The organism is Streptomyces purpurascens (assembly GCF_045040895.1).
Classification (GTDB): domain Bacteria; phylum Actinomycetota; class Actinomycetes; order Streptomycetales; family Streptomycetaceae; genus Streptomyces; species Streptomyces purpurascens.
The window spans coordinates 4,922,204-4,943,054 of the sequence record NZ_CP108341.1 but is presented as its reverse complement, the minus strand read 5'-3'; the positions used below and the strand labels follow the sequence as shown (position 1 = coordinate 4,943,054).

General features: G+C 70.8%; 21 protein-coding genes. 14 read left to right on the top strand and 7 right to left on the bottom strand.

The features are described from left to right. Positions 1-16 precede the first annotated feature (16 nt). Positions 17-1,252 (bottom strand): ABC transporter substrate-binding protein, encoded by a 1,236-nt coding sequence (locus tag OHU35_RS22555; RefSeq protein ID WP_405506612.1) that lies wholly within the window; start codon positions 1,250-1,252, stop codon positions 17-19. A 229-nt stretch (positions 1,253-1,481) separates the two neighbouring features. On the opposite strand from OHU35_RS22555, the gene OHU35_RS22550 reads away from it, so the two are divergent. Beyond that, positions 1,482-1,715 carry a hypothetical protein gene (locus tag OHU35_RS22550; RefSeq protein ID WP_189725625.1) on the top strand — a complete coding sequence of 78 codons (234 nt, stop codon included), beginning with the start codon at positions 1,482-1,484 and terminating at the stop codon, positions 1,713-1,715. 224 nt (positions 1,716-1,939) lie between these two features. On the opposite strand, the gene OHU35_RS22545 is transcribed toward OHU35_RS22550, so the two are convergent. Continuing rightward, positions 1,940-2,773, bottom strand: coding sequence for an NAD(P)H-binding protein (locus OHU35_RS22545; protein WP_405506610.1), 834 nt, complete (start codon positions 2,771-2,773; stop codon positions 1,940-1,942). A gap of 82 nt (positions 2,774-2,855) precedes the next feature. On the opposite strand from OHU35_RS22545, the gene OHU35_RS22540 reads away from it, so the two are divergent. The 8 genes from OHU35_RS22540 to OHU35_RS22505 all read left to right on the top strand — a co-directional run bounded on the left by OHU35_RS22540 (position 2,856) and on the right by OHU35_RS22505 (position 12,392). After that, positions 2,856-3,827: a cupin domain-containing protein gene (locus OHU35_RS22540; protein WP_405506608.1), complete on the top strand. Its 972-nt coding sequence runs from the start codon at positions 2,856-2,858 to the stop codon at positions 3,825-3,827. Positions 3,828-4,326: 499 nt separating this feature from the next. Next, complete coding sequence (locus OHU35_RS22535; RefSeq protein ID WP_189725623.1) at positions 4,327-5,568, top strand: PP2C family protein-serine/threonine phosphatase; 1,242 nt, start codon at positions 4,327-4,329, stop codon at positions 5,566-5,568. Between the two features lie 85 nt (positions 5,569-5,653). Then, complete coding sequence (locus OHU35_RS22530) at positions 5,654-6,145, top strand: DUF5990 family protein (protein WP_359890846.1); 492 nt, start codon at positions 5,654-5,656, stop codon at positions 6,143-6,145. 372 nt (positions 6,146-6,517) lie between these two features. Then, entirely contained in the window at positions 6,518-6,721 is a 204-nt protein-coding gene (locus OHU35_RS22525) for a cold-shock protein (RefSeq protein WP_189725621.1), read from the top strand. A gap of 244 nt (positions 6,722-6,965) precedes the next feature. Beyond that, the gene (locus OHU35_RS22520) at positions 6,966-8,459 is read left to right on the top strand and encodes a DEAD/DEAH box helicase (RefSeq protein WP_405506605.1); all 1,494 of its coding nucleotides are present in this window, start codon (positions 6,966-6,968) and stop codon (positions 8,457-8,459) included. Between the two features lie 502 nt (positions 8,460-8,961). Then, positions 8,962-9,315, top strand: coding sequence for a MerR family transcriptional regulator (locus OHU35_RS22515; RefSeq protein ID WP_405506603.1), 354 nt, complete (start codon positions 8,962-8,964; stop codon positions 9,313-9,315). A gap of 150 nt (positions 9,316-9,465) precedes the next feature. Continuing rightward, positions 9,466-10,632: a 4-hydroxybenzoate 3-monooxygenase gene (locus tag OHU35_RS22510; RefSeq protein WP_405509309.1), complete on the top strand. Its 1,167-nt coding sequence runs from the start codon at positions 9,466-9,468 to the stop codon at positions 10,630-10,632. Positions 10,633-10,694: 62 nt separating this feature from the next. Beyond that, the gene (locus OHU35_RS22505) at positions 10,695-12,392 is read left to right on the top strand and encodes a methyltransferase (protein ID WP_405506601.1); all 1,698 of its coding nucleotides are present in this window, start codon (positions 10,695-10,697) and stop codon (positions 12,390-12,392) included. Positions 12,393-12,403: 11 nt separating this feature from the next. On the opposite strand, the gene OHU35_RS22500 is transcribed toward OHU35_RS22505, so the two are convergent. Next, positions 12,404-13,090: a DUF2848 domain-containing protein gene (locus OHU35_RS22500; protein ID WP_189725617.1), complete on the bottom strand. Its 687-nt coding sequence runs from the start codon at positions 13,088-13,090 to the stop codon at positions 12,404-12,406. Between the two features lie 139 nt (positions 13,091-13,229). Here OHU35_RS22500 and OHU35_RS22495 point away from each other — a divergent pair, with 139 nt between their 5' ends. From OHU35_RS22495 to OHU35_RS22485, 3 genes are read left to right on the top strand one after another with little or no spacing between them, the layout of a single operon-like run. After that, the gene (locus OHU35_RS22495; RefSeq protein ID WP_189725616.1) at positions 13,230-14,591 is read left to right on the top strand and encodes an MFS transporter; all 1,362 of its coding nucleotides are present in this window, start codon (positions 13,230-13,232) and stop codon (positions 14,589-14,591) included. Between the two features lie 13 nt (positions 14,592-14,604). Then, positions 14,605-15,396, top strand: a complete 792-nt coding sequence (locus OHU35_RS22490) for a carbon-nitrogen hydrolase family protein (RefSeq protein WP_189725615.1) — start codon at positions 14,605-14,607, stop codon at positions 15,394-15,396. Then, positions 15,393-15,740 carry a cupin domain-containing protein gene (locus OHU35_RS22485; protein WP_189725614.1) on the top strand — a complete coding sequence of 116 codons (348 nt, stop codon included), beginning with the start codon at positions 15,393-15,395 and terminating at the stop codon, positions 15,738-15,740. Before OHU35_RS22490 ends, OHU35_RS22485 begins: the two co-directional genes overlap by 4 nt. Here OHU35_RS22485 and OHU35_RS22480 read toward each other — a convergent pair. Continuing rightward, positions 15,737-16,384 (bottom strand): GntR family transcriptional regulator, encoded by a 648-nt coding sequence (locus OHU35_RS22480; RefSeq protein WP_229873064.1) that lies wholly within the window; start codon positions 16,382-16,384, stop codon positions 15,737-15,739. The genes OHU35_RS22485 and OHU35_RS22480 overlap by 4 nt on opposite strands. Positions 16,385-16,911: 527 nt before the next feature. On the opposite strand from OHU35_RS22480, the gene OHU35_RS22475 reads away from it, so the two are divergent. Further along, the gene (locus OHU35_RS22475) at positions 16,912-17,115 is read left to right on the top strand and encodes a hypothetical protein (RefSeq protein WP_189725613.1); all 204 of its coding nucleotides are present in this window, start codon (positions 16,912-16,914) and stop codon (positions 17,113-17,115) included. Positions 17,116-17,255: 140 nt separating this feature from the next. On the opposite strand, the gene OHU35_RS22470 is transcribed toward OHU35_RS22475, so the two are convergent. From OHU35_RS22470 to OHU35_RS22460, 3 genes are all read right to left on the bottom strand, one after another. Further along, positions 17,256-17,951, bottom strand: coding sequence for a DUF4232 domain-containing protein (locus OHU35_RS22470; RefSeq protein ID WP_405506597.1), 696 nt, complete (start codon positions 17,949-17,951; stop codon positions 17,256-17,258). 179 nt (positions 17,952-18,130) lie between these two features. Next, positions 18,131-19,075 (bottom strand): YihY/virulence factor BrkB family protein, encoded by a 945-nt coding sequence (locus tag OHU35_RS22465; protein ID WP_189725611.1) that lies wholly within the window; start codon positions 19,073-19,075, stop codon positions 18,131-18,133. After that, positions 19,065-19,226 (bottom strand): hypothetical protein, encoded by a 162-nt coding sequence (locus tag OHU35_RS22460; RefSeq protein ID WP_189725610.1) that lies wholly within the window; start codon positions 19,224-19,226, stop codon positions 19,065-19,067. Before OHU35_RS22460 ends, OHU35_RS22465 begins: the two co-directional genes overlap by 11 nt. Positions 19,227-19,546: 320 nt before the next feature. Between OHU35_RS22460 and OHU35_RS22455 the strand changes: the two genes are divergently transcribed. Next, positions 19,547-20,836 (top strand): NAD(P)/FAD-dependent oxidoreductase, encoded by a 1,290-nt coding sequence (locus tag OHU35_RS22455; RefSeq protein WP_405506595.1) that lies wholly within the window; start codon positions 19,547-19,549, stop codon positions 20,834-20,836. Positions 20,837-20,851 lie beyond the last annotated feature (15 nt).

The following is a 20,851-nucleotide window of genomic DNA, read 5'->3' as shown; positions in this document are numbered from 1 at the left end:
CCCACTCACACACCGATCAATCCTGCCCGGCCTGTCTCTGCACCTGCTCCAGTACCTGTTTCGCGGAGCTCGTCCCGCTGAAGAGGTCGGGGCCGGACTGGTTGAGCAGTACGTTGACCCGCTCCCAGTTTTTGGTCGTACGCAGCGGAATCGCCGTGGCGTTGGCGGCTTCGAGGACCTCTCGGGCTCCGGCAAGGCGGGCGTTCTCGTACCACGCGTGCTGTGCCGACTCGCGTGACGGATAGGCACGTCCCACCCCGCCGAGCCACTCCAGTTGTTTCCTGGCGGTCATCAGCGTGATCGTCTTGAACGCCCGCTCCGGGTCCGGGCAGGACTTGGAGATGCCGAATCCGGAACCGGACGAGTACGTCCTGCTGCCGTCCGGGCCGGCGGGAATCGTGGTCAGGCCCACCTGGAAGCCGGCCTGGTTCTTCAGAGTCAGCAGCGCCCACGGTCCGTTGGCGGCCATGGCCGCGTCGCCGCTGAGGAACTCCTTGTCGGCGAATGTGGGATCGTCCGCGGGCACGGGGGGAGCGACCTTCTTCCTGGCCGCCAGGTCGGCGTACCACTGCACGCCCTCGGTCATGGCGGGGGTGGTCAGTCGCAGTTTGCCCGCCCCGTCGGTGGGCTGCGCCCCGGTCTTGGTCAGCACCATGGGGAACATCCACACATCCTGAGGCGACGCCACGAACCCGTACGTCCGGTCCCCGGTCAGTTTGCGGGCGGCCGACTCGAACTCGGCCAGGGTCCACCCCGGCTTGGGCTCCGGCATCCCCGCGTTCCGGAACATGTTCTTGTTGTACGTGAGGATCACCGGGCCGACGTCGTACGGCAGCGCGTACTGCTTGCCGTCGGCGCTCAGTCCTTCCATGACGGACTTGTCGAAGTCCGTCACATCGAACTTGTTCCTGGCGATCAGATCGTCGAGCGGCAGCATGCTCTGGGTGTAGCCCGTGGTGCGGAGGGCCTGCATCGAGACGATGCAGGGGGCGTCGCCGCTGCCGAGGCGGGTGCCGAGTGTGGCGAAGTAGTCCTCGAAGGACGAGGTCTCGAGCTTGATCGTGATCTGCGGTTCCTCGAGGGACACGCGGTCCGCGAGTTCATGCCAGACCTGCTGTTCCTCACCACCGCTGGCCCACATCGACCAGGTCAACGTCGTCGAGCCGCCACCGCCGGAGCCGCACGCCGTGATCAGCGCCCCGGCAAGCGCCAGGGCGACGGCTGCCCTCACTGCGATGTGCGGCCCAGTCATGCCATACCCACATGATTCCCTTTAATGGCAATATGCCCGCATTATGACATAATCACCTTGCACACCTGTGACTCCTCGCCTCACCGGTGGCGGGGCGAGGTCGGACAGTGCTGCCTGATGAGCTCCCTTTCGCAGTCGTGGGTATCCCCGGCAGCGTCGGGGGGCGAGCCGGGGAGAGTTCAGCCATGCTGGGGCAGGGCGGAACCCTTCTTGCGACAAGGAGCACCGCATGCCCACGGACTCGGTCGGACGATTCCTGGCGGCCCTGGCCCCCGAGCGGCGCGAGGCCGTCGGCGCCAAGCCGCACCAGGAGCAGGAACGCCTTGCGGCGGCCTGGGAACAGGAACTGGAAGGGGACGACGAACTCGACACCCTCGACGAACTGTCACCGCCGGCAGCAGAGGCCGAGGCGGCCCGGCGCGTCCTGGACCGCGGGATCGACCAGCAGCCGGGCGCCCGGTAGCGCAAGCCCGCCGCCCGTCCCGAGAGCGAGCGGCCCTGGGTCCTGAACCGCGCCGACGAGCCCGAACGGGCCGTCCCTGAGCTGATGCAACTGTGCGGCTGTGTTTGTGCCCTGATGATCCGTCCGGCAGCGGCGGGGGGCCGGTCGCGGAGAACCGCTGAAGGCCTGGCGGTTCCTCACCAAGCCTCGCCTGTCGGCTCGTTGCATGACCCTGCTACTGCGGTTCAGATGTTCCAGACACCCTGCCGGGCGGCGAGGCCGGCGTACTCGGAGAAGTCCCGGGGAGCCCGGCCCAGCGCCCGTTGGACGCCGTCGCTCAGCGAGGCCAGGCCTCCTGACCGGACGTAGTCGTACAGGCCCGCCGACAGCTGCACCCACTCCTCGGGCACACCTTGCGCCCGCTGCTCGTCCGCGTAGGCCTCCGCGGTCAGCGGCACATAGCGCAGGTCGCGGCCGGTGGCCCGGGCGATCTCCGCGACCGCGTCCCCGAAGGTCATCAACCGGGGCCCGCTGAGCTCGTAGTGCCACCCGGCGTGCCCGGCCTCCGTGAGGGCGGCGACCGCCACCTCGGCGATGTCCTCCGCGTCGACGAACGCCTCCTTGCCGTCCCCGGCCGGCAGCCGTACCTCGCCACTCATCACCGGGTCGTGGAGGAAGTCCTCGCTGAAGTTCTGGAAGAACCACCGCGGCCGGAGAACGGTCCAGTCCAGGCCCGCGTGTTCGAGGGCCTGCTCCGCGGCGAGGACGTGCTCCTGGTCCGCCCCTCCCTCGGGCACGGACAGCAGCACCGCACGCCGGGATCCGGCTGCGGACGCCCGCCGGGCGAAGGCGGCGATGTGCTCCGCGGCCTGCGGGCTGCCGAGGCCGGGCGCCACCAGGTACATCCCCGTCACGCCCCGCAGGGCCGGCTCCCAGGTGGAGCGGTCCGTCCAGTCGAAGGACGGCGTACCGGAACGGGACGCGGCGCGGACCGTCACGCCCCGCTGCTGAAGCATCCGCACCACTCGACGGCCGGTCTTGCCCGTGGCCCCTGTCACCAGGATCATCTCGTCGCTCATGGCCTCAACAGAACCAGTCGCCATCCGCCCGAGCCATGCCGTGCGGGCTCACGTCCATATGCGTTCGTCTACGCTGACCGCCATGGATCCCATGCGGCTGACCAGCACGGATCCGCTGACGGATCTCCTGAACGGGGTACGGACCAGTGGCGCCGTCTTCCACCGGTCCTCCCTGACCGGCTCCTGGGCAGCGCGCTTCGAGGACGGCTCGCCGCTGGCCCTCGCGGTCCTCGTGCACGGCTCCGCCTGGATCACTCCCCAGGACGGCGACCCGGTACGGATCGGCCCCGGAGATGTCGCGGTGCTGTGCGGCGGCGCACCGTACGTGATCGCCGACGCCCCGGACACCGAACCGGACGTGGTGATCCATCACGGTGGCCACTGCACGAACGTTCAGGGCGAGGAACCGGTCGGCCCCCGAGTTCCGGGTGCCGGCGCCTGGGACATGGAAGAGGCCGACGGCACACTCCTGTTGAGCGGGCTGTACACCGTGGACAGCGGCACCCCGGGCCGGCTGCTCGCCGCACTGCCACCCGTGGCTGTCGTCGAGGCGAACGTGGGTGTCTGCCCGGTCAGCCGGACGACCTTCGAGGAGATCACCCGCGAGGAGCCCGGGCAGCAGATCCTCCTGGACCGGGCGCTGGACCTGATGCTCATCACCGCCCTGCGCGCCTGGTTCACCCGCCCCGGCGCTCAGGTCCCCGCCTGGTACCGGGCCCACAGCGACCCCGTGGTCGGCCCCGCCCTGCGCATGCTGCGAACCGACCCCGCCCACCCGTGGACCCTGCCGGCCCTGGCGGCGAAGACCGGCGTGTCCCGGGCCCACCTGGCCCGACGCTTCACCGCCCTGGTCGGCCGGCCGCCCATGACCTACCTACGGGAACAGCGCCTCGCCCTGGCCGCGGACCTGCTGCGCGAACCCGGCACCACGCTCGCCACGGTGGCGGACCGCGTCGGCTTCGCCAACGCCTTCGCCTTCAGCGCCGCGTTCAAGCGGGAACACGGCATCAGCCCCAGCGAATACCGTATGCGCGAGACACGGGCGGCGACCTGACGTCCGGCTCCGCCGACTGTGGGAGCGTAGTTGGTCGCGACGAGCGGACCACGCGTTCCGCATCCCTCGGATGCCTGCCGCGCCCAGGTAACCGGTGGCGCCCGTGAGCAGGCAGCGCGGCGTGCCGGTCGCCGTTCATGCCGATCGCGCGCGTGGGTGACAGCGGGCGCGACGCACGGGCCGCCTCGGCCCGGCTGGGCGTGCCTCAAGGCGGCCAAGGGTGGGCGGGCACCATCTGAGCATTTGGAGCTTATCGGGCATAACATGATAAGTGGGTCAGTGCACTCTCACGTGCCACGGCCCGGAAGGGCGGCCCCGGTGTGCGTACGCCGGGGCCGTTGCACGCCGGGGCATCGCCTCTCGCCACCACGCGACGTCGATTTGGGCGACATGCCGCCTATGGCGTAATCGGCTCGTTGGACCGGTCGGCGCTGCGAGCCTGCTGGACACAGCCACCCAAGGGTTCGCCCTACCCCGGGTCGAAGGGAAGCGAGCACCGATGACGGACAGTGGGCGGCGGCCGGACAGGTTTGGAGTGGACCGGTCGGAGGGGTTCGGCGAACGGCTGCTGGGGGTTCTGCTGGACCGTGCCCACGAGATGCCGCCGGACCTGATCGCCCCCCTGGTCGCGGAAGAGGTGGCCAGGGTCGGGGGGCGGGAGGTCTCCATCCTCCTGCAGGACTACGAACAGGTGCTGCTGGTGCCGCTGCCGGGCCGGAGGCTGAAGGTCGGCGGACCCGAGCCGGTCGAGGACTCCCCCGCCGGCGAGGCGTTCCTGAGCCGCAGAACGGTGGAGGTGGCGCAGGACGGCAGTGTGCGGATGTACCTGCCGCTGCTGGACGGCAGCGACCAGATCGGGGCCATGGCCGTCACCCTGGACAGGGCCGATGACGACGACCGGCGGTTGCTCCGCAGACTCGCCGGTCTGGTCGCGGACATGATCGTCACCAAGGACGCCTACACCGATCTGTTCTTCCAGGCCCGGCGCAGCGCCCCGATGAGTGTGGCCGCGGAGATCCAGTGGTCGTTGCTGCCCCCGCTGTCGATGACCGTTCCGCAGGTCGAGGTGGCCGGAATCCTGGAGCCCGCCTACGACGTGGCCGGCGACAGCTTCGACTACGCCCTCAACGGCGACATCCTTCACGTGGCCATGATCGACGCGATGGGCCACGGGCTGGACGCGGCGACCATGGCGACGGTGGCCATCGGCGCCTATCGCCACACACGACGGTCCCATACCGACCTCTCCCAGGTGTACGCGTTCATGGACCGGGCCATCAATGAGCAGTTCGGCCTCGACCACTTCGTCACCGCGCAGATGATGATCCTGGACATCACCACGGGCCGGCTGCAGTGGGTCAACGCCGGCCACCCGGCTCCGTTCCTGATCCGGGACCGCGCTGTGGTGGACCGGCTGGAGAGCCCGACCACGCTGCCGGTCGGCTTCGGCGGTGAGGAGCCGGTGGTCAGCGAGCGGATGCTGCAACCCGGCGACCGAGTGCTGTGCTTCACCGACGGCTTGTTCGAGGAGCACCAGACCGGCGGGGAACAGTTCGGTGAGGAGCAGCTCGTCGAGTGGACCAACCGGATCCTCCTCGACCGCACCGAGGTACGGGCGGTGGTGCGAGCGCTCTCGCACGCCCTGAAACACGAACGTGGCGGCACCACGACCGACGACGCGACCATCTTCCTGATCGAGTGGCGAGGCGGCGACGCCGATCATCTCGCCGCCCTCGATTGAGCGGACCAGGAGATCGAAAGCACGGTCGCCACACAGCACCGACCCCACCCCTCAGTGCCGAAGTGATGGCGGGATGATGGCCGCCATGCGCATCCGCATCGACGCCGTCGACCTGCCCGGCCTCACCCGCCCCGCGACCGCTGACGGCAGAGTCCCTGCCTACGACAAGATCCACGTCGCCGTGCAACGCCGCGACCGTCCGGCCGAACTCCTCGATCCACAGCCCGGTGACGCACCGTCCGCGACATGGACCCTGGAGTGCACCACGAGCGCCTCGCCGAACGGCATCGAGATCAAAGGCCCTTACATCCAGGACCGTCTGGGCCGAAGGTTCATCTACCTGTCGTGGGGCACGGTCGACGAGTCGGGCACCTTCACGATGTTCCGCCGCGCCAAGCTCATGCTCGACGTCATCCCCGCCGACGTGCTCGCCGCCGCCGCACGCGACGGGCTGCTGATCGGACGCCTCGGCCTGACCGACGCGCAGGGCGGGCCCCTGTGCGCACGTGTCGAACCCCCTCACATCACCTGGACCACCGCACGCGCCGAACCAGCGAGCGCGGACGGGACCGTGTGACCTACATCGCGGTGGTCGGGTCTCGGCGCGCTCCCCGTCGTCCCACCCGTTGAGGACGACGGCAGCGGCGCACGGCCCATCGACGGAGGTCACAGCGCTGTGGCCGGAAACGTTCGGCGGGAACCCCGCATCCGCGTGGATCAATATCTGCATCCGCGAGGTGAGAAATAGGTGCGGCACACGGCGAGTATTCCTCGACCGCCGACCCGAACGGAATTATTTGATGGCACGGGGCCGATCGCGTCATGCTAGTGTTTATCTCAGTTGCAGGTGTGGTTGCCATAAGGTTCATTTTCCGACGGGTTGATCAGCACGGCGACGCGGAATCCGCACAAGGCGAATTCCAAACATCGTCTCCGAAGGAGAAATGACATGGCTACTGGCACCGTGAAGTGGTTCAACGCGGAAAAGGGCTTCGGCTTCATCGAGCAGGACGGCGGCGGCGCCGACGTCTTCGCCCACTACTCGAACATCGCCACCCAGGGCTTCCGCGAGCTGCAGGAAGGCCAGAAGGTGTCCTTCGACATCGCGCAGGGCCAGAAGGGCCCGACGGCGGAGAACATCGTTCCCGCCTGACACCGGCAGCAACGCATACTTCGCAGCTGGGGCCCGCACCTTGGGGTGCGGGCCCCAGCTCGCTGCATTTCAGGGCGCGTGACGGGATAACCCCATTACCTCACCCAAGGGTGATGTATTTCCCCGTCGATACGACTCGGCGCCCATCATCTCCGGCGCGTTCTCGCGATTCCCTGCGCAGTTCATTTTGCTGCGGAAATTCCTTGCTACGTGCCTACGTGCTCACATCGAGGAAAGGTTCCGCTTGAACCGCGCACGCACCACCCGCACGCCCCGTACCAACGACCGCTCCTGGGGTTCCGCCGGCAAGCGCTCGGGGGCTCCCCGGCGTTCCAAGGGCAACGATCGCCGGCCGACCTCAGCCCAGGGCGAGTTCGCGCTGCCGGTGACGGTCACGCCCGCGCTGCCCGCCGTCGAGGCGTTCGCCGATCTCGCCCTGCCGACGCCGTTGCTGGCCGCACTCGGTCATGAGGGCATGACCGTACCGTTCCCCATCCAGGGGGCGACCCTTCCGAACTCTCTCGCCGGACGCGACGTGCTCGGCCGCGGCCGTACCGGCTCGGGCAAGACCCTCGCCTTCGGCCTGGCGGTGCTGGCCCGGACAGCGGGTCGGCGCGCCGAGCCGCGGCAGCCGCTGGCCCTGGTCCTCGTACCCACCCGCGAGCTGGCCCAGCAGGTCACGGACGCGCTCACTCCGTACGCCCGCTCCGTGAGGCTGCGGCTGGCCACCGTGGTCGGCGGGATGTCCATCGGCAGGCAGGCCGGTGCGCTGCGCGCCGGCGCGGAGGTCGTCGTCGCGACGCCGGGGCGGCTCAAGGACCTCATCGGCCGTGGCGACTGCCGGCTGGACGACGTCGCCATCACCGTCCTCGACGAGGCCGACCAGATGACCGACATGGGCTTCATGCCGCAGGTCACCGCCCTGCTCGACCAGGTGCGCCCCGAAGGGCAGCGCATGCTCTTCTCGGCCACCCTGGACCGCAACGTCGACCTGCTCGTCCGCCGCTACCTGACCGACCCGGTGGTCCACTCCGTCGACCCGTCCGCGGGCGCGGTCACCACGATGGAACACCACGTACTCCACGTGCACGAAGCGGACAAGTACCGGACGACCACCGAGATCGCGGCACGAGACGGCCGGGTGATCATGTTCCTGGACACCAAGCACGCCGTGGACCGGCTCACCAAGCACCTGCTGAACAGCGGCGTCCGCGCCTCGGCCCTGCACGGCGGCAAGTCCCAGCCGCAGCGCACGCGGACCCTCGCCCAGTTCAAGACCGGGCATGTGACGGTACTGGTGGCGACCAACGTCGCGGCGCGCGGGATCCACGTCGACAACCTCGACCTGGTCGTCAACGTCGATCCGCCCACCGACCACAAGGACTACCTGCACCGCGGCGGCCGTACCGCCCGCGCCGGAGAGACCGGCAGCGTCGTCACCCTGGTGACCCCCAACCAGCGCCGCAGCATGAGCCGGCTGATGGCCGCGGCCGACATCACCCCCCGGATCACCCCGGTACGTTCGGGCGAGGCGGAACTGAGCCGCATCACCGGGGCCCAGGCCCCTTCCGGTGTTCCCGTCGTCATCACCGCGCCCGTCGCCCAACGCCCCCGCCGCGCCGTGTCCTCCGCGGATCCCTCGTCCCGAGGCCGTCGCGACCGCCCCGCCCAGGGACGCGCGACCGGACGAGCGGGGCGGCGCAGGGCGCAGCGGCCCGCCTTCGACTCGGCTGCCTAGTTCGACGGCATAACGACGGGCGGCCAACCGCCATCAGGATCCCGGTGAGGGCCCTGCCGACACGTGTCGGCAGGGCCCTCACCGTCGTTTCGCCGCCCACAACGGCTTACGTCACCCGTTGTTGCAGGTCACAGGCTATCTAGTCCACCAGAGGAACGAAATCTACCTTTGCCAGGGTAGACATTGGCCATCAGCGCGGTTACTGTTTTTCTCGTTGAGACGGTCGAGCGAAGCTCGGCAGACACGAACCGGCAAGGACGGAGGAGAGACGCCATCAGGATCGCCCGGCCCGAGAGGCACTCGGCCGGGTACCGCAAGACCCCGGATTGGAAGGTGGTCCCCGGTCACGCAGCCGCGATCCCCGCACCCCCCTTCAGCAGGGCCGGTAGCGGAAACAGAAGGTCGGCACAGCAGTAGGGCCGACAGATGGTGTTGAATTTCCTTCGGGGCCCTGGTGCCGTACGGCACCAGGGCCCCTCGACGCGTTGCACAACGAGGTGACATGACAGCAGATACCCCGCTCAGTGGTCGTCTGGACGACGACGACTACCCCGCATACACGATGGGGCGGGCCGCCGAGATGCTCGGCACCACCCCTGCTTTCCTGCGAGCCATCGGTGAGGCTCGCCTGATCACTCCGCTGCGCTCGGAGGGCGGACACCGCCGGTACTCCCGCTACCAACTGCGGATCGCGGCACGCGCCCGCGAGCTCGTCGACAGGGGCACCCCGATCGAGGCCGCTTGCCGCATCGTCATCCTCGAGGACCAGCTCGAGGAAGCCCAGCGCATCAACGCCGAGTACCGCCGCCGTGCCGAGCACGAAGCGGCCGACCGTCCCCTTCCCGGTTCCAGCTGATCACGTGCCGGTCAGCGCGCTTCTCCGGGCCGCACGCCCCACCCCACTGCTACGGCCCTCCTCATTCAGGTGATTTCTGTCCGGTAAGTCACTTCATGGGATCTACTATCCCCTCTCGTGACAGACAGGCAGACCCGAAGCGCAACCGACGTGGTCATCCTCGGCGCCGGTCCGGCGGGGCTCGTGCTCGGCAATCTCCTTCAGAACAGCGGGATCGACTGCGTCGTCCTGGAGCGGGCCGAGCGCGCGCACATCCAGACGCGGGCGCGCGCCGGGTTCCTGGCGGCCAACACCGTGCGAATCCTGGAGCGGCACGGGCTGGCCGAGGGGCTGCACCGGAGTGGGCGGGTCCACAGCACGTGCGAGTTCCGTACCGCGGACGGCCGGTTCCGGCTGGACTACGGCGGGCTCGGGCGCGGTGAGCGGCACACCGTCTATCCCCAACAGCAGCTGGTCACCGATCTGTTGACGCGGTTCCTGGCCTCCGGCGGCCGGGTCGACTTCGCCACCGAGGCGGTGGCCGTCCTCGACACCGACACCGACCGGCCCTCGGTGACCGTGCGCGAGGCGGACGGGCACCCCGGCCGATGGGCCGCGCGTTACGTGGCCGGGTGCGACGGGCGGCACGGCGCGGCCCGGCGTTCGCTGCCGGCCGGCTCGGTGCGCCGGCACCACTGCGACCACGGCGTGACCTGGCTCGGACTGCTCGCCGAGGCGCCGCCCAGTCTGGACGCCGTCGGGTACGCGGTGCACGAACGGGGTTTCGCCGGGCACATGGCGCGCACGAGCGAGATCACCCGCTACTACGTGCAGTGCGAGCGCGGCACCCCGGCCGACGCCTGGTCCGAGGAACGGATCTGGGACGAGCTGGATCTGCGGATGCGGGGGACGGAGTACGGCCCGCTGCACCGCGGCCGCGTCGTGGAGCGCGCCGTCGTCGACCTGGAGTCCGACGTCCTCGAACCACTGCGTCACGGTTCGCTGTTCCTGGCGGGCGACGCCGCCGGCCTCGTGAGCCCGTGCGCGGCGAAGGGCGCCAATCTCGCGGTCCTCGAGGCGGAGATCCTCGCCGGAGCCCTGGTCGACGACCTCGTCCACGGCGACTCCGAGGGGCTCGACGCCTACTCCGCGCGGTGCCTGGCGTACATCTGGCGGGCGCAGGAGTTCTCGCACTGGATGATCCGGTTGCTGCACGGCCCGTCCGGCTCGGACGGCACGTCGTCGTTCCACAACTCCCTGCGGCGCTCCCGCCTCACGTCGCTGCGTACGTCGCGCAGCCACCAGGACTGGTTCGCCGAGCACTACGTCGGCGTCTGAGGTCCACCGTCCCACCTTCTCCCTGCCCCGCGTCATCCCAGATCTGAATGAGGATCCCCGCAATGATCACGACGTTGTCGGGCGACACGTCCCGCCTGCTCGCGACGGTCGACTTCGTCAAGGAGCAGGACACCGCCGCCCTGCTCCCGCTCCTGTTCCCCGGGCTCGACGGTCCCGAGCTGCGGACTCTCGTGGAGCACTGCCGTTTCTCCCATGCCGCGCTGCTCGTCTTCCCGTCGGACGAGGCCGAGTTGCGGGCCATGCTCGGCGACTGCGGGCTCGTCGCGGGCCCGCCTCCGCGGCCGAGTGTCGTCGTACGCGAGCGGCTGGCCGTACGGCATCGGCGACGGGCGGACGAGCTGGACGTCGGCATCCTGCGCCCCGCCGTGGTCGGCGCGGACGGGGAGCACCGTACGGTCGAGCTGTTCGCGCTGACCGTGCCGCCGGGATCGGGCCTGGAAACGGTCGCCGCGTACGAGCGTGAGCGGCAGCACGAGGCACACGTCGCCTTCGACGTCGTATCGCCCGACCCGCTGGTGCTGCGTGGCCTGTGCGCGACCTTCGCGCGGTACGGAGCCACCCCGGACGGCGGCGGCTACAACCCGCACGAGAACGGCACGGTCTTCTACTTCGGCGCGGCCGCCGAGGCCAAGGCGGGGTACCGGCGCGTGGAGCTGTACGTCCCCGGGGACCACCGCGACGTGCTCGCCGACCACCTCGACGAGCATCGCGCCCGGCAGCCCGCCGAAACGCTCCTGCGCCTGCTGACCGGGGCGTGGACGACCCAGGCACTGGCCACGTTCGCCCAGCTCCGGGTGCCCGACGCCATGGACGGCGAGCGAGGGGCCGGCGTCGGAAAACTGGCGCGGGAGACCGGCGCGAGGCCGCGGAATCTGGCGACGCTGCTGCGCTATCTCGCGATGCTGGGCGCGGTGGAGGAAGGCCACGACGGCTTCCGGCTCACCGAGCTGGGCGCACTGCTGCGGGCCGGTGCCCCCGGGTCCATGCGGGCGCTGGCGCTGATGTACGGCGGCCCGTTCTACGCGTCCTTCGCCGGGCTCGGGCACACCGTACGCACGGGAGAGGTCGCCTTCGAGCACGTCTTCGGCGAGAACCACTTCGACCATTTCGCCCGCGACCCGCACCTCGCGGAACTCTTCGACCAGTCCATGGCCGCCGGATCCGCCATGTTCGACCCGGTCCCCACGCATCCGGCGCTCACGGCCGCGGCCGAGGCACCCGACGGGGGCACGGTCGTCGATGTCGCGGGTGGCAACGGGGAACTGCTCGGGCGCGTCCTCGCCGCGCACCCGCGTCTGAACGGAGTGCTGCTGGAGCGTCCACACGCTGTGGAAACCGCCCGCCGCCTGCTGAAGGAGGCCGGTCACGGCACGCGGTGCGACTTCCTGGCCGGCGACTTCGCGGACGTGCCCGCGGGCGGTGACGTCTACCTCCTGTCCCGCGTCCTGCACGACTGGGACGACGAGCGCTGCCGCGAGATCCTGGGCCACTGCGCCCGCGCGATGCCCGATCACGCCGATCTGCTCGTCGTCGAACGCGTCCTGCCCTCCGACGGCTCGGTCTCGCTGGCGACCGCCTGGGATCTCCACATGATGTGCAACGTCGGCGGGCGCGAACGGCAGGCCGCCCACTTCGGCAGACTGTTCGCCGACGCCGGCCTCGCCCTGGTGGGCCGGGTACCGCTGCCCCTGGACGGCAATGTGCTGCACGTCAGGAAGGCCCGGCCGGCCTCGGCGTGACGGAAGGAACGTCAGCCGATGGGTGCCGGCATCGGCCGGACGTCGTAGTCGAGGCGGATCGTGTCTCCCGTGGCGGGGTCGGACAGTTCCACGCTCCAGCCGTCGGCGAACTGGTCGACGCCGGGGGTCATGGGGATGGTGCCGGAGATCAGGACGGTGCCGGGCGTGAGCGCGTCGCGTGAGCGCAGGACGTCGACCCAGTAGGCGGGGGCGAGGAGTTCGGCGAGGGTGCCGTGCTGGATCTGCGTCGAGGTGCCGCCGTGGGTGACCCAGGCGCGCAGGGTGAGGTCGTCGAGGCGGGACTCCACGTCTGCCAGGCGCCAGGCGCGACGGGCCAGGACGTCGGGGCCGGCGTTCTTGCTCCAGGCCACGCCGTGCACCTCCAGGTCGCGGTCGGTGTGGTCGCAGGCGGCGGTCAGCAGCAGCTCCCCGCCGTCCGCCACGACGAGCGCCCACTCCGCCTCACCGGAGGTGTGCCCGTGCTGCGCGTGGACCCGGTCGGTCTGCTGGGCGAGGTAGGGGGAGACGGGGTAGAGGGCGGGCGTCACGGACGGGCCGGGCACGCCCAGCTCGGCGAGCTCCGCGACGTGTGCGGCGACGTCCTCCTGGCTGCGTCCGGCGTACCCGGCGTTGAGGACCTGGACGACGTCGACCTCGCGCGTCGATCCGTCGGGCAGTTCGAAGGTCAGCACGGCCATGAGGGCACTCCCAGGGATCTTGGAACGGTCCGCGGATCCTGATTTCTCCGCGGTTAACTTCCGGCGCAGGGGTTGCGCATACGACCTGTATACAAGAAGTATGCCGGAAGGTCGATGTCCCCGAGCAAGGATGGGCACCATGCAAGACACCCCGAAGAGCGACGCCGGGGCGGCGGAGAAGCACTCCGGCGTCCGCCGCGCCTTCGTCGCGAGCCTGACCGGCACGGCGCTGGAGTGGTACGACTTCGCCGTCTACTCCGCCGCGGCCGCCCTGGTCTTCGGCGACCTGTTCTTCCCCTCGGAGGACCCGCTCACCGGCACGCTCCTGGCGTTCTCCACCTATGCGGTCGGCTATGTGTCGCGCCCGCTGGGCGGGTTCGTCTTCGGCCGCCTCGGCGATGTGATCGGCCGCAAGAAGGTGCTGATCGCCACGCTGGTCCTGATCGGCGCGGCGACGTTCCTGATCGGCGTCCTGCCCGCGTACTCGACGGCCGGTGTGGCCGCCCCGATCGCCCTGGTCGTGCTGCGCTTCGCGCAGGGCGTCGGCGTCGGCGGCGAGTGGGGCGGTGCCGTACTGCTGTCCAGCGAGTTCGGGGACCCACGCCGCCGCGGCTTCTACGCATCCGCCGCCCAGGTCGGCCCGCCCGCCGGAAACCTGCTGGCCAACGGCGTCCTGGCCGCCCTCGGCGCGCTGCTGACCGAGGCGCAGTTCGAGTCGTGGGGCTGGCGTGTGGCGTTCCTGTTCTCCGGCGTCCTCGTCGGGTTCGGGCTGTGGATCCGGGCGAAGCTGGAGGAGACCCCGGTCTTCAAGGCGATGGAGGCCGAGCACTCCCGCCCGGAGGCGCCGATCCGCGAGGTGTTCACCACCCAGCCCCGCGCCCTGCTCGCCGCGATCCTGTGCCGCGTCGGCCCCGACGTGCTGTACGCCATGTTCACCGTCTTCGTCCTCACGTACGCCACCCAGGAACTCGGCATGTCACGCGGCTCCGCCCTCGCGGCCGTGCTCATCGGCTCCTCGATCCAGGTCTTCCTGATGCCGCTGGCCGGCGCCCTCTCCGACCGGGTCAACCGCCGGCTGCTGTACGGCGGTGCCGCGGTGGCCGCCGGGGTGTGGCCCTTCGTGTTCTTCCCGATGATCGGCGGCGGCACCTGGCTGCCCCTCGCGACGGGGGTCGTCGTGGGCCTGGTGATCCACTGTTGTCTGTACGGTCCGCAGGCCGCCTTCATCACCGAGCAGTTCGCGCCCCGGCTGCGCTCCACCGGCTCGTCCCTGGCCTACACCCTGGCCGGGATCATCGGCGGCGCCGTCGCCCCGCTGCTGTTCACCAGCCTGCTGAGCGCCTACGGCACCTGGGCGCCGCTGGCCGTGTACATCGCGCTGGCCTCGGCCGTCTCCCTCGTCGGCGTCTGGCTGGGGCGCGACCCCGAGGCCGCCCTCGACGAGGACGCCGCCCTCGCCGCGCCGAAGGCGCCGCGGACGGCCGACGCCACCCGCTTCTGAGGAGGACCACATCGTGCGCATCGCCCTGAGCCAGCTCACCACCGGCCCCGACCCCGAGAAGAACCTCCTGCTCGTCGAGGAATGGACCCGGCGCGCTGCGGACGCCGGGGCCCGCGTCGTCGTCTTCCCGGAGGCGACGATGGCCTGCTTCGGCACCCCGCTGGCACCGCTCGCCGAGCCCCTGGACGGACCGTGGGCCGATGGCGTGCGGCGGATCGCCCGCGCCACCGGCACGGTCGTCGTGGCCGGCATGTTCACCCCGGCGACCGGGGGCCGGGTGGCCAACACCCTGCTCGCCACCGGCCCCGGCGTCGAGGCCTCGTACGACAAGATCCACCTCTACGACGCCTTCGGCTTCCGTGAGTCCGACACCGTCGCCGCGGGTTCGGCCACGACGGTCATCGACGTGGACGGCGTACGGCTGGGCCTCGCCACCTGCTACGACATCCGTTTCCCGGAGCTGTTCCGGGCGCACGCCGACGCCGGAGCCGCCGCCACACTGCTGGCCGCCTCCTGGGGCGCGGGGCCGGGCAAGCCGGAGCAGTGGGAGCTGCTGGCGCGGGCCCGTGCGCTGGACGCCACGGTGTGGCTCGCCGCCGTCGACCAGGCCGATCCGGGCGCCGGCGCGGGTTCCGCCCCGACGGGTATCGGGCACAGCCTCGTCGCCGGACCCGACGGGACCGTACGGCACGCTCTGGGCGCCGAACCCGAGCTGCTGGTGGCGGACCTGGACATCGACGAGGTCGCCGCGGTCCGGCGGCGGACCTCCGTACTCGCGAACCGGCGTCCGGAGATGTGGCGATGAGCAAGCCCGAGCTGGAGTTCCACCTCCCCGACGGACCGTGGCGGACCCCGGCCGGCTCCGGCCCGGGCGTCGAGGAGCGCGTGCTGGCCGACGACCCCGAGCGCGGATCCCGTACGGCGCTCGTCCGCTGGGCGCCGGGCACCGACACCTCGGCGGACGGCGTGACCCGCCATGACTTCTGGGAGGAGGTCTACCTCGTCGAGGGAGCGCTGCACGACCTGACGCTCGGCCGGACCTTCACCGCCGGCATGTACGCCTGCCGCCCGCCCGGGATGCCGCACGGGCCGTGGACGTCCCCGGACGGGGTCACCATGCTGGTGATCACCTACCCGGGCACCCCCTAGCCCGCGAGCAGCACCTTGAGCGTCGACTCCAGATGGTGGTCGATGGCGGCGCACGCGGCCTGCGCGTCACCGGCCTCCAGGGCGTCCAGGATGGCCTCGTGCTCCTCCAGCACCGCCTCCTGGCGCCCCTGCTGGTTGAAGAGGGCGACCACTCCGGTACGGACCTGGCGGCTGCGCAGGCCCTCGTAGTGCCGGTCGAGGAGGGCGTTGCCGACGGCGGACACCAGGGCCGCGTGGAAACAGTGGTCCACGGCGATGAACTCCCGGGCCTGGTCGGCACCGGTGAGCTCGCGCTGCCGCTCCAGCAGGGACCGCAGCTCCGCCACCGGCGCTCCCCCACCGGAGACGAGCTCCTGGGCGGCGTACCGCTCGACGATGCCCCGCAGCTCCATGAGCTCGCGGATCTCCCGTCCCGTCAGAGGGGACACCCGGGCGCCCCGCTTGGGCACCAGCTCGACCAGATCCTCGGCCGCGAGCTGCAGCAGCGCTTCGCGGATGGGCGTGCGGGAGACGCCGATACGGTCCGCGAGCTCCTGCTCCGACAGAAAGGCGCCCTGCATACCGGGATCCGTCAGCACCGTGTCCTTGAGATACGCGTACGCCTTCTCCCGACCGGACGTCACGGCAGCCCCCAGCTCTCGCATACACCTTGTATACGGACGCTACCACGCGGCTTCCGCGAGGGCCTCCGGCGACGGGAGGTGTCCGCGACGACGATGATCACGTGGCAGTTCCGGAGGCCGTCTCGGGGCGGACCCCGGCGGAGACCGCGTCACGGACCTCGGTCCTGGACGGCGTACGACCCGATCCCGCGGTTCGTGGACGTTCGTGCGCCGCCCCGATGCGATAAGCCCACAGACGACACGCCCGGGCGTTGCCGTACGCCCCGCCGTGCCGGGCCGAACTCCTCTTCTGCATACGGGACTTCAGAGGCGATGCGCGTTCCTCACCCGCCGGCTAGCGGGCGTCCGCTGTGTACGTACGGCATGAAGCGGTTGACGTAACTCCGCTTCTCCTCACAGCGGGAGGTTCTGGCGAGTCAAGAGCAACTCGCCCGCACAATCCGCCGTTCGAGGGACCGTGGGCCATGACCCGGGTGCTCAACGGACGTCCTGGTGACAGAAGGGGCCACTATGAGTCCAAGCAGCAACGAGGACCAGGAGGTACCGCAATGATTGTGGCTCCAACTCGCTCTGTACTGTCCATCGCTCGCCCTCGGGACTGGGCGGCCCTGCTCATCGTCATCGTGATCGTCTATGCGCCGGCGGCGCAGATCCAGGACATCCTGACCAGTCTGATCGCATTGTCAGGAGTGCTCGTCTCGGGCTCGGCCGTGCGGGCCGTGGCAGAGCGGCAGCGGCAGACGGCCGTCTGAGGACGGACCGGGCTCGATTCTCCGCCAGCTCCAAGGGCCGGACCACCCAGTGGTCCGGCCCTTGGAGCGTGAGGGTGAGCGGGGGCCGGCGAGAGGGGGAGCGCAATTTGTTTGCGCTCCCCCGGAGTTGCCCCTGGTTCTCAGCTCGAGAAGGGGACGGCGTCGGCGGCGGACGTGTGCCAGCTGGAGACGATCGGCTTGTCGACGACGAACGAACCGACCTTCAGGGACTCCGGGTTCGGGTCGTCGTTGGAGACGGAGACGATGAGGCTGTCCAGCTCCTTGCCGCCGTCCTCCTTGGTGGTCTTCGGGTTGACGCCGGCGTAGGCGGTGACCCCCGCGCGCAGCGTGATCGGCTGACCGGCCGACTGCTCCGCCGGCTCGGCCTGCGTACCGTCCGAGCCGAAGGCCACGACCGGCAGCTCGGCGGGCAGGATGCAGGTGATGCCGGACTTGGCCGTGGCCTTGATCAGGAAGTAGCCGCCGGCCTGGTCCTCGGAGCTCACGCTCCAGGAGATGTCGTTGGTGCCGCAGCTCTGCCCGTAGCCGCTCTTGTCTCCGGCCGAGTCGCTGCCGGACGCGTCGCTGCCGCCCGTACCGGACTTGTCCGAAGAGCCGCTGCCCGCGGCCCCGCCGCCGGAGGACTTCGAGGTGCCCGAACCGCTGCTGTCGCTGCCGCCCTCGCCGCCGCCGGACGCCGTCGGGCTTGCCTGGCTGGAGGATGCCGCCGAGGAGTCGGACGCCGACGACTCGTCACCGCCCCCACACGCAGTCATCAGCAGGCCCGAGCCGATCACGGCGGTGACGGCAAGGGCGGTGCGCAGACGACGGTTCATGACGGATTTCCCTCCAAGGGCGACAACTGCGCGGCACCAACTGATCGGTACCGCACATTTACGATCATGAAGACGATCGGTTCCGGCTTCCGGTTCACGCCGTCTCACGTCCCGGACATCGCCGTCACGCGCCTGTGACACAGCCTCAGATGTGAGATACCGCCATCGCCCGACACTCGTCAGGCGTCCGGGCCGCCGTCGTCCGGGCTGTCGTACCGCCCTCGTCCGCGTGCCGGCTCGCTCAGTTCGGCGGTGAACTGGGCGCCGGCCAGCAGTGCCAGGTTCGACAGCCACAGCCAGACGAGGAAGACCACGACGCCGGCCAGGGAGCCGTAGAGCCTGCTGTAGGTGCTCAGTGCGGAGGCGTAGAGGGCGAAGCCCGCGGAGACCGTGAGCCACAGGGCGGCGGCCAGGGCTCCGCCGGGGAGGCTGTGGCCGCGGGTGCGGGCCGCCCTGGGGCCGGTGTGGAAGACGATGACGACCAGCAGGGCCACCACGCACAGCAGGAGGGGCCAGCGCAGCAGGCTCCAGGTCCATGCGGCCATCGCGCCGAGGCCGAGATAGCGGCCGATGCTCTCGGCGGCGGGGCCGGTCAGCAACAGGACGAGGGAACCGACGACGAGCAGACCGAGCAGGGCCAGCGCCGTGAGCAGGATGCGGGGGGCCTTGCGCCAGGGCGAGCGGCGGTCGGCCTCCCGGTGCATACGGTGCAGGGCCCGGCGGAAGACGGCGAGGTAGCTGGAGGCGGACCACACCGCGCTCACGATGCCGCCGCACAGCAGGGTCCAGACGGCCGAACCGTCCCGCAGGGTCCGGGACAGCACGTCGTGCAGGGGGGCACCCGACTGGCCGGGCGCGTAGGCGGTGACGTGCGCGATGAAGGCCTCGGCCGTACCCGGGCTGAACAGGCCGAACGCGATGGCCGTGACGAGCAGGGCGGGCAGTACGGCCAGGATGGCGTAGTAGGTGAGGGCGGCGGCGAAGTCCGACACGTCGTCGCGCCACATCGACACCGGGGTGCGGCGCAGGGCGGCCGCCCAGGGCCTTGCGAGCCGGACGCCCGGCCGTGGGGCGGTGCCGGCGGGCGGGCGGTGGGCTGCCGGGGAGTGTGGTTCAGCTGACATGGCGCCTGCGGTGCGAGAACGTGCTGGGACGGACGTGGGTACGGACACTGTAGGGGGGCAGGGCCGTCTCCATGGGGGTGGCGCGTGCGGTGAGGGTGGGCAGGACGTCGGTGGGGGCGGCGTCCGGCTGGACCCCTACCCCCGGACGCATGTGCGGAAGCGTCCGTCGTGCCGACGACCTGCCCTGGTACCCGCGGAACGGTCGGCTGCCCGGCATCAGCACGGTGACGGTGACGGCTCACGCGGGCGGGGCGCGATGACGGCGAGCGCGGTTTCCCCTTCCTGACCCGTCCGATCCCGACCCACCCGCCGGATTCGCTACGGATTCCACGGCCGCCCCGGCATCCGGACGGCGTCCGCGCCCGGAAGTACCTGGTAGTGGTCCGGTCTCATCCGCTCGCGCGGCGGCTCCGGATTACGCGCGAGACCCAGGTCCGTGTCCAGGTCCAGGTCCGACCAGGAGGAGAGGCGATGTCACAGGTGCCGGGAAACGCCGTACCGGAGCGGCCGCGCACGGCCGTGATCGGCAGCGGGGTGGCGGGCCTGACCGCCGCGTACGTGCTCGCCCGCGCGCATCACGTCACGCTGTTCGAGGCCGACGACCGGCTCGGCGGGCACGCCCACACCCACGAGCTGACCTCGCCCGGCGGCGCGACGCACCACGTGGACTCCGGCTTCATCGTGCACAACCGCCGCACCTACCCGAACCTCCTGCGCCTCTTCGGCGAACTCGGCGTCGCCACGCAGGAGTCGGAGATGAGCATGTCGGTGCGGTGCGAGGGCTGCGGCCTGGAGTACGCCGGTGCCCGTGGCCCCGCCGGACTGTTCGCCCGGCCCCGCAACGCCCTGCGCGGGGCCTATCTGCGGATGCTGCGGGAGATACCGGCCTTCCACCGCTCCGCACGGCGATACCTCGAGCGGGGGACCGAACAAGACCTCACCCTCGGGGAGTTTCTCGACGACGAGGGCTTCTCGTCCTACTTCCGCACGCACTTCATGACCCCGGTCGTGTCGGCGGTGTGGTCCTGCGACGCCGCGACGGCGCAGCGCTGTCCGGCCGCCTACCTGTTCCGTTTCCTGGAGCACCACGGCCTGCTCTCGGTGAGCGGATCGCCGACGTGGCGCACGGTCACCGGCGGCTCCCGCGCGTATGTGGAGCGGGTGGCGGCCCGGCTGGACGAGGTGTGTCTCGCGGCTCCGGTCCGGGCCCTGCGGCGGCATCCCGACGGCGTCGGCCTCACCACGGCCGACGGCACCACACGGTCGTACGACTCGGTGGTCCTCGCCACGCACCCCGACCAGGCCCTGCGACTGCTCGCCGATGCCACGCCGGAGGAGAAGGAGGTGCTCGGGGCCTTCCGGTACTCCCGCAACACCACGCTCCTGCACACCGACACCCGGCTGCTGCCGCGGGCGCGCGGGGCGCGGGCGTCGTGGAACTACCTGATGCCGTCGTGCGGGGCGGGCGCCGACCGGGTGCGGGTCAGCTACGACATGAACCGGCTCCAACGGCTCGACGCCGCCGAGACGTTCGTGGTCACCCTCGGCGGCGAGGACCGTGTCGACCCGGCCCGGATCCGCGCCCGCATGGTCTACGAACACCCGGTCTGCACCCCGGAGTCGGTGGCCGCCCAACGGCGGCTGCCCGAACTGGGCGGCCCCGTGACGGCGTTCGCGGGCGCCTACCACGGCTGGGGTTTCCACGAGGACGGCTGCCGGTCCGGGGTGGCGGCCGCCGCGGCGCTGGGGGTGCGGTGGTGACGCCCGCACGCACCC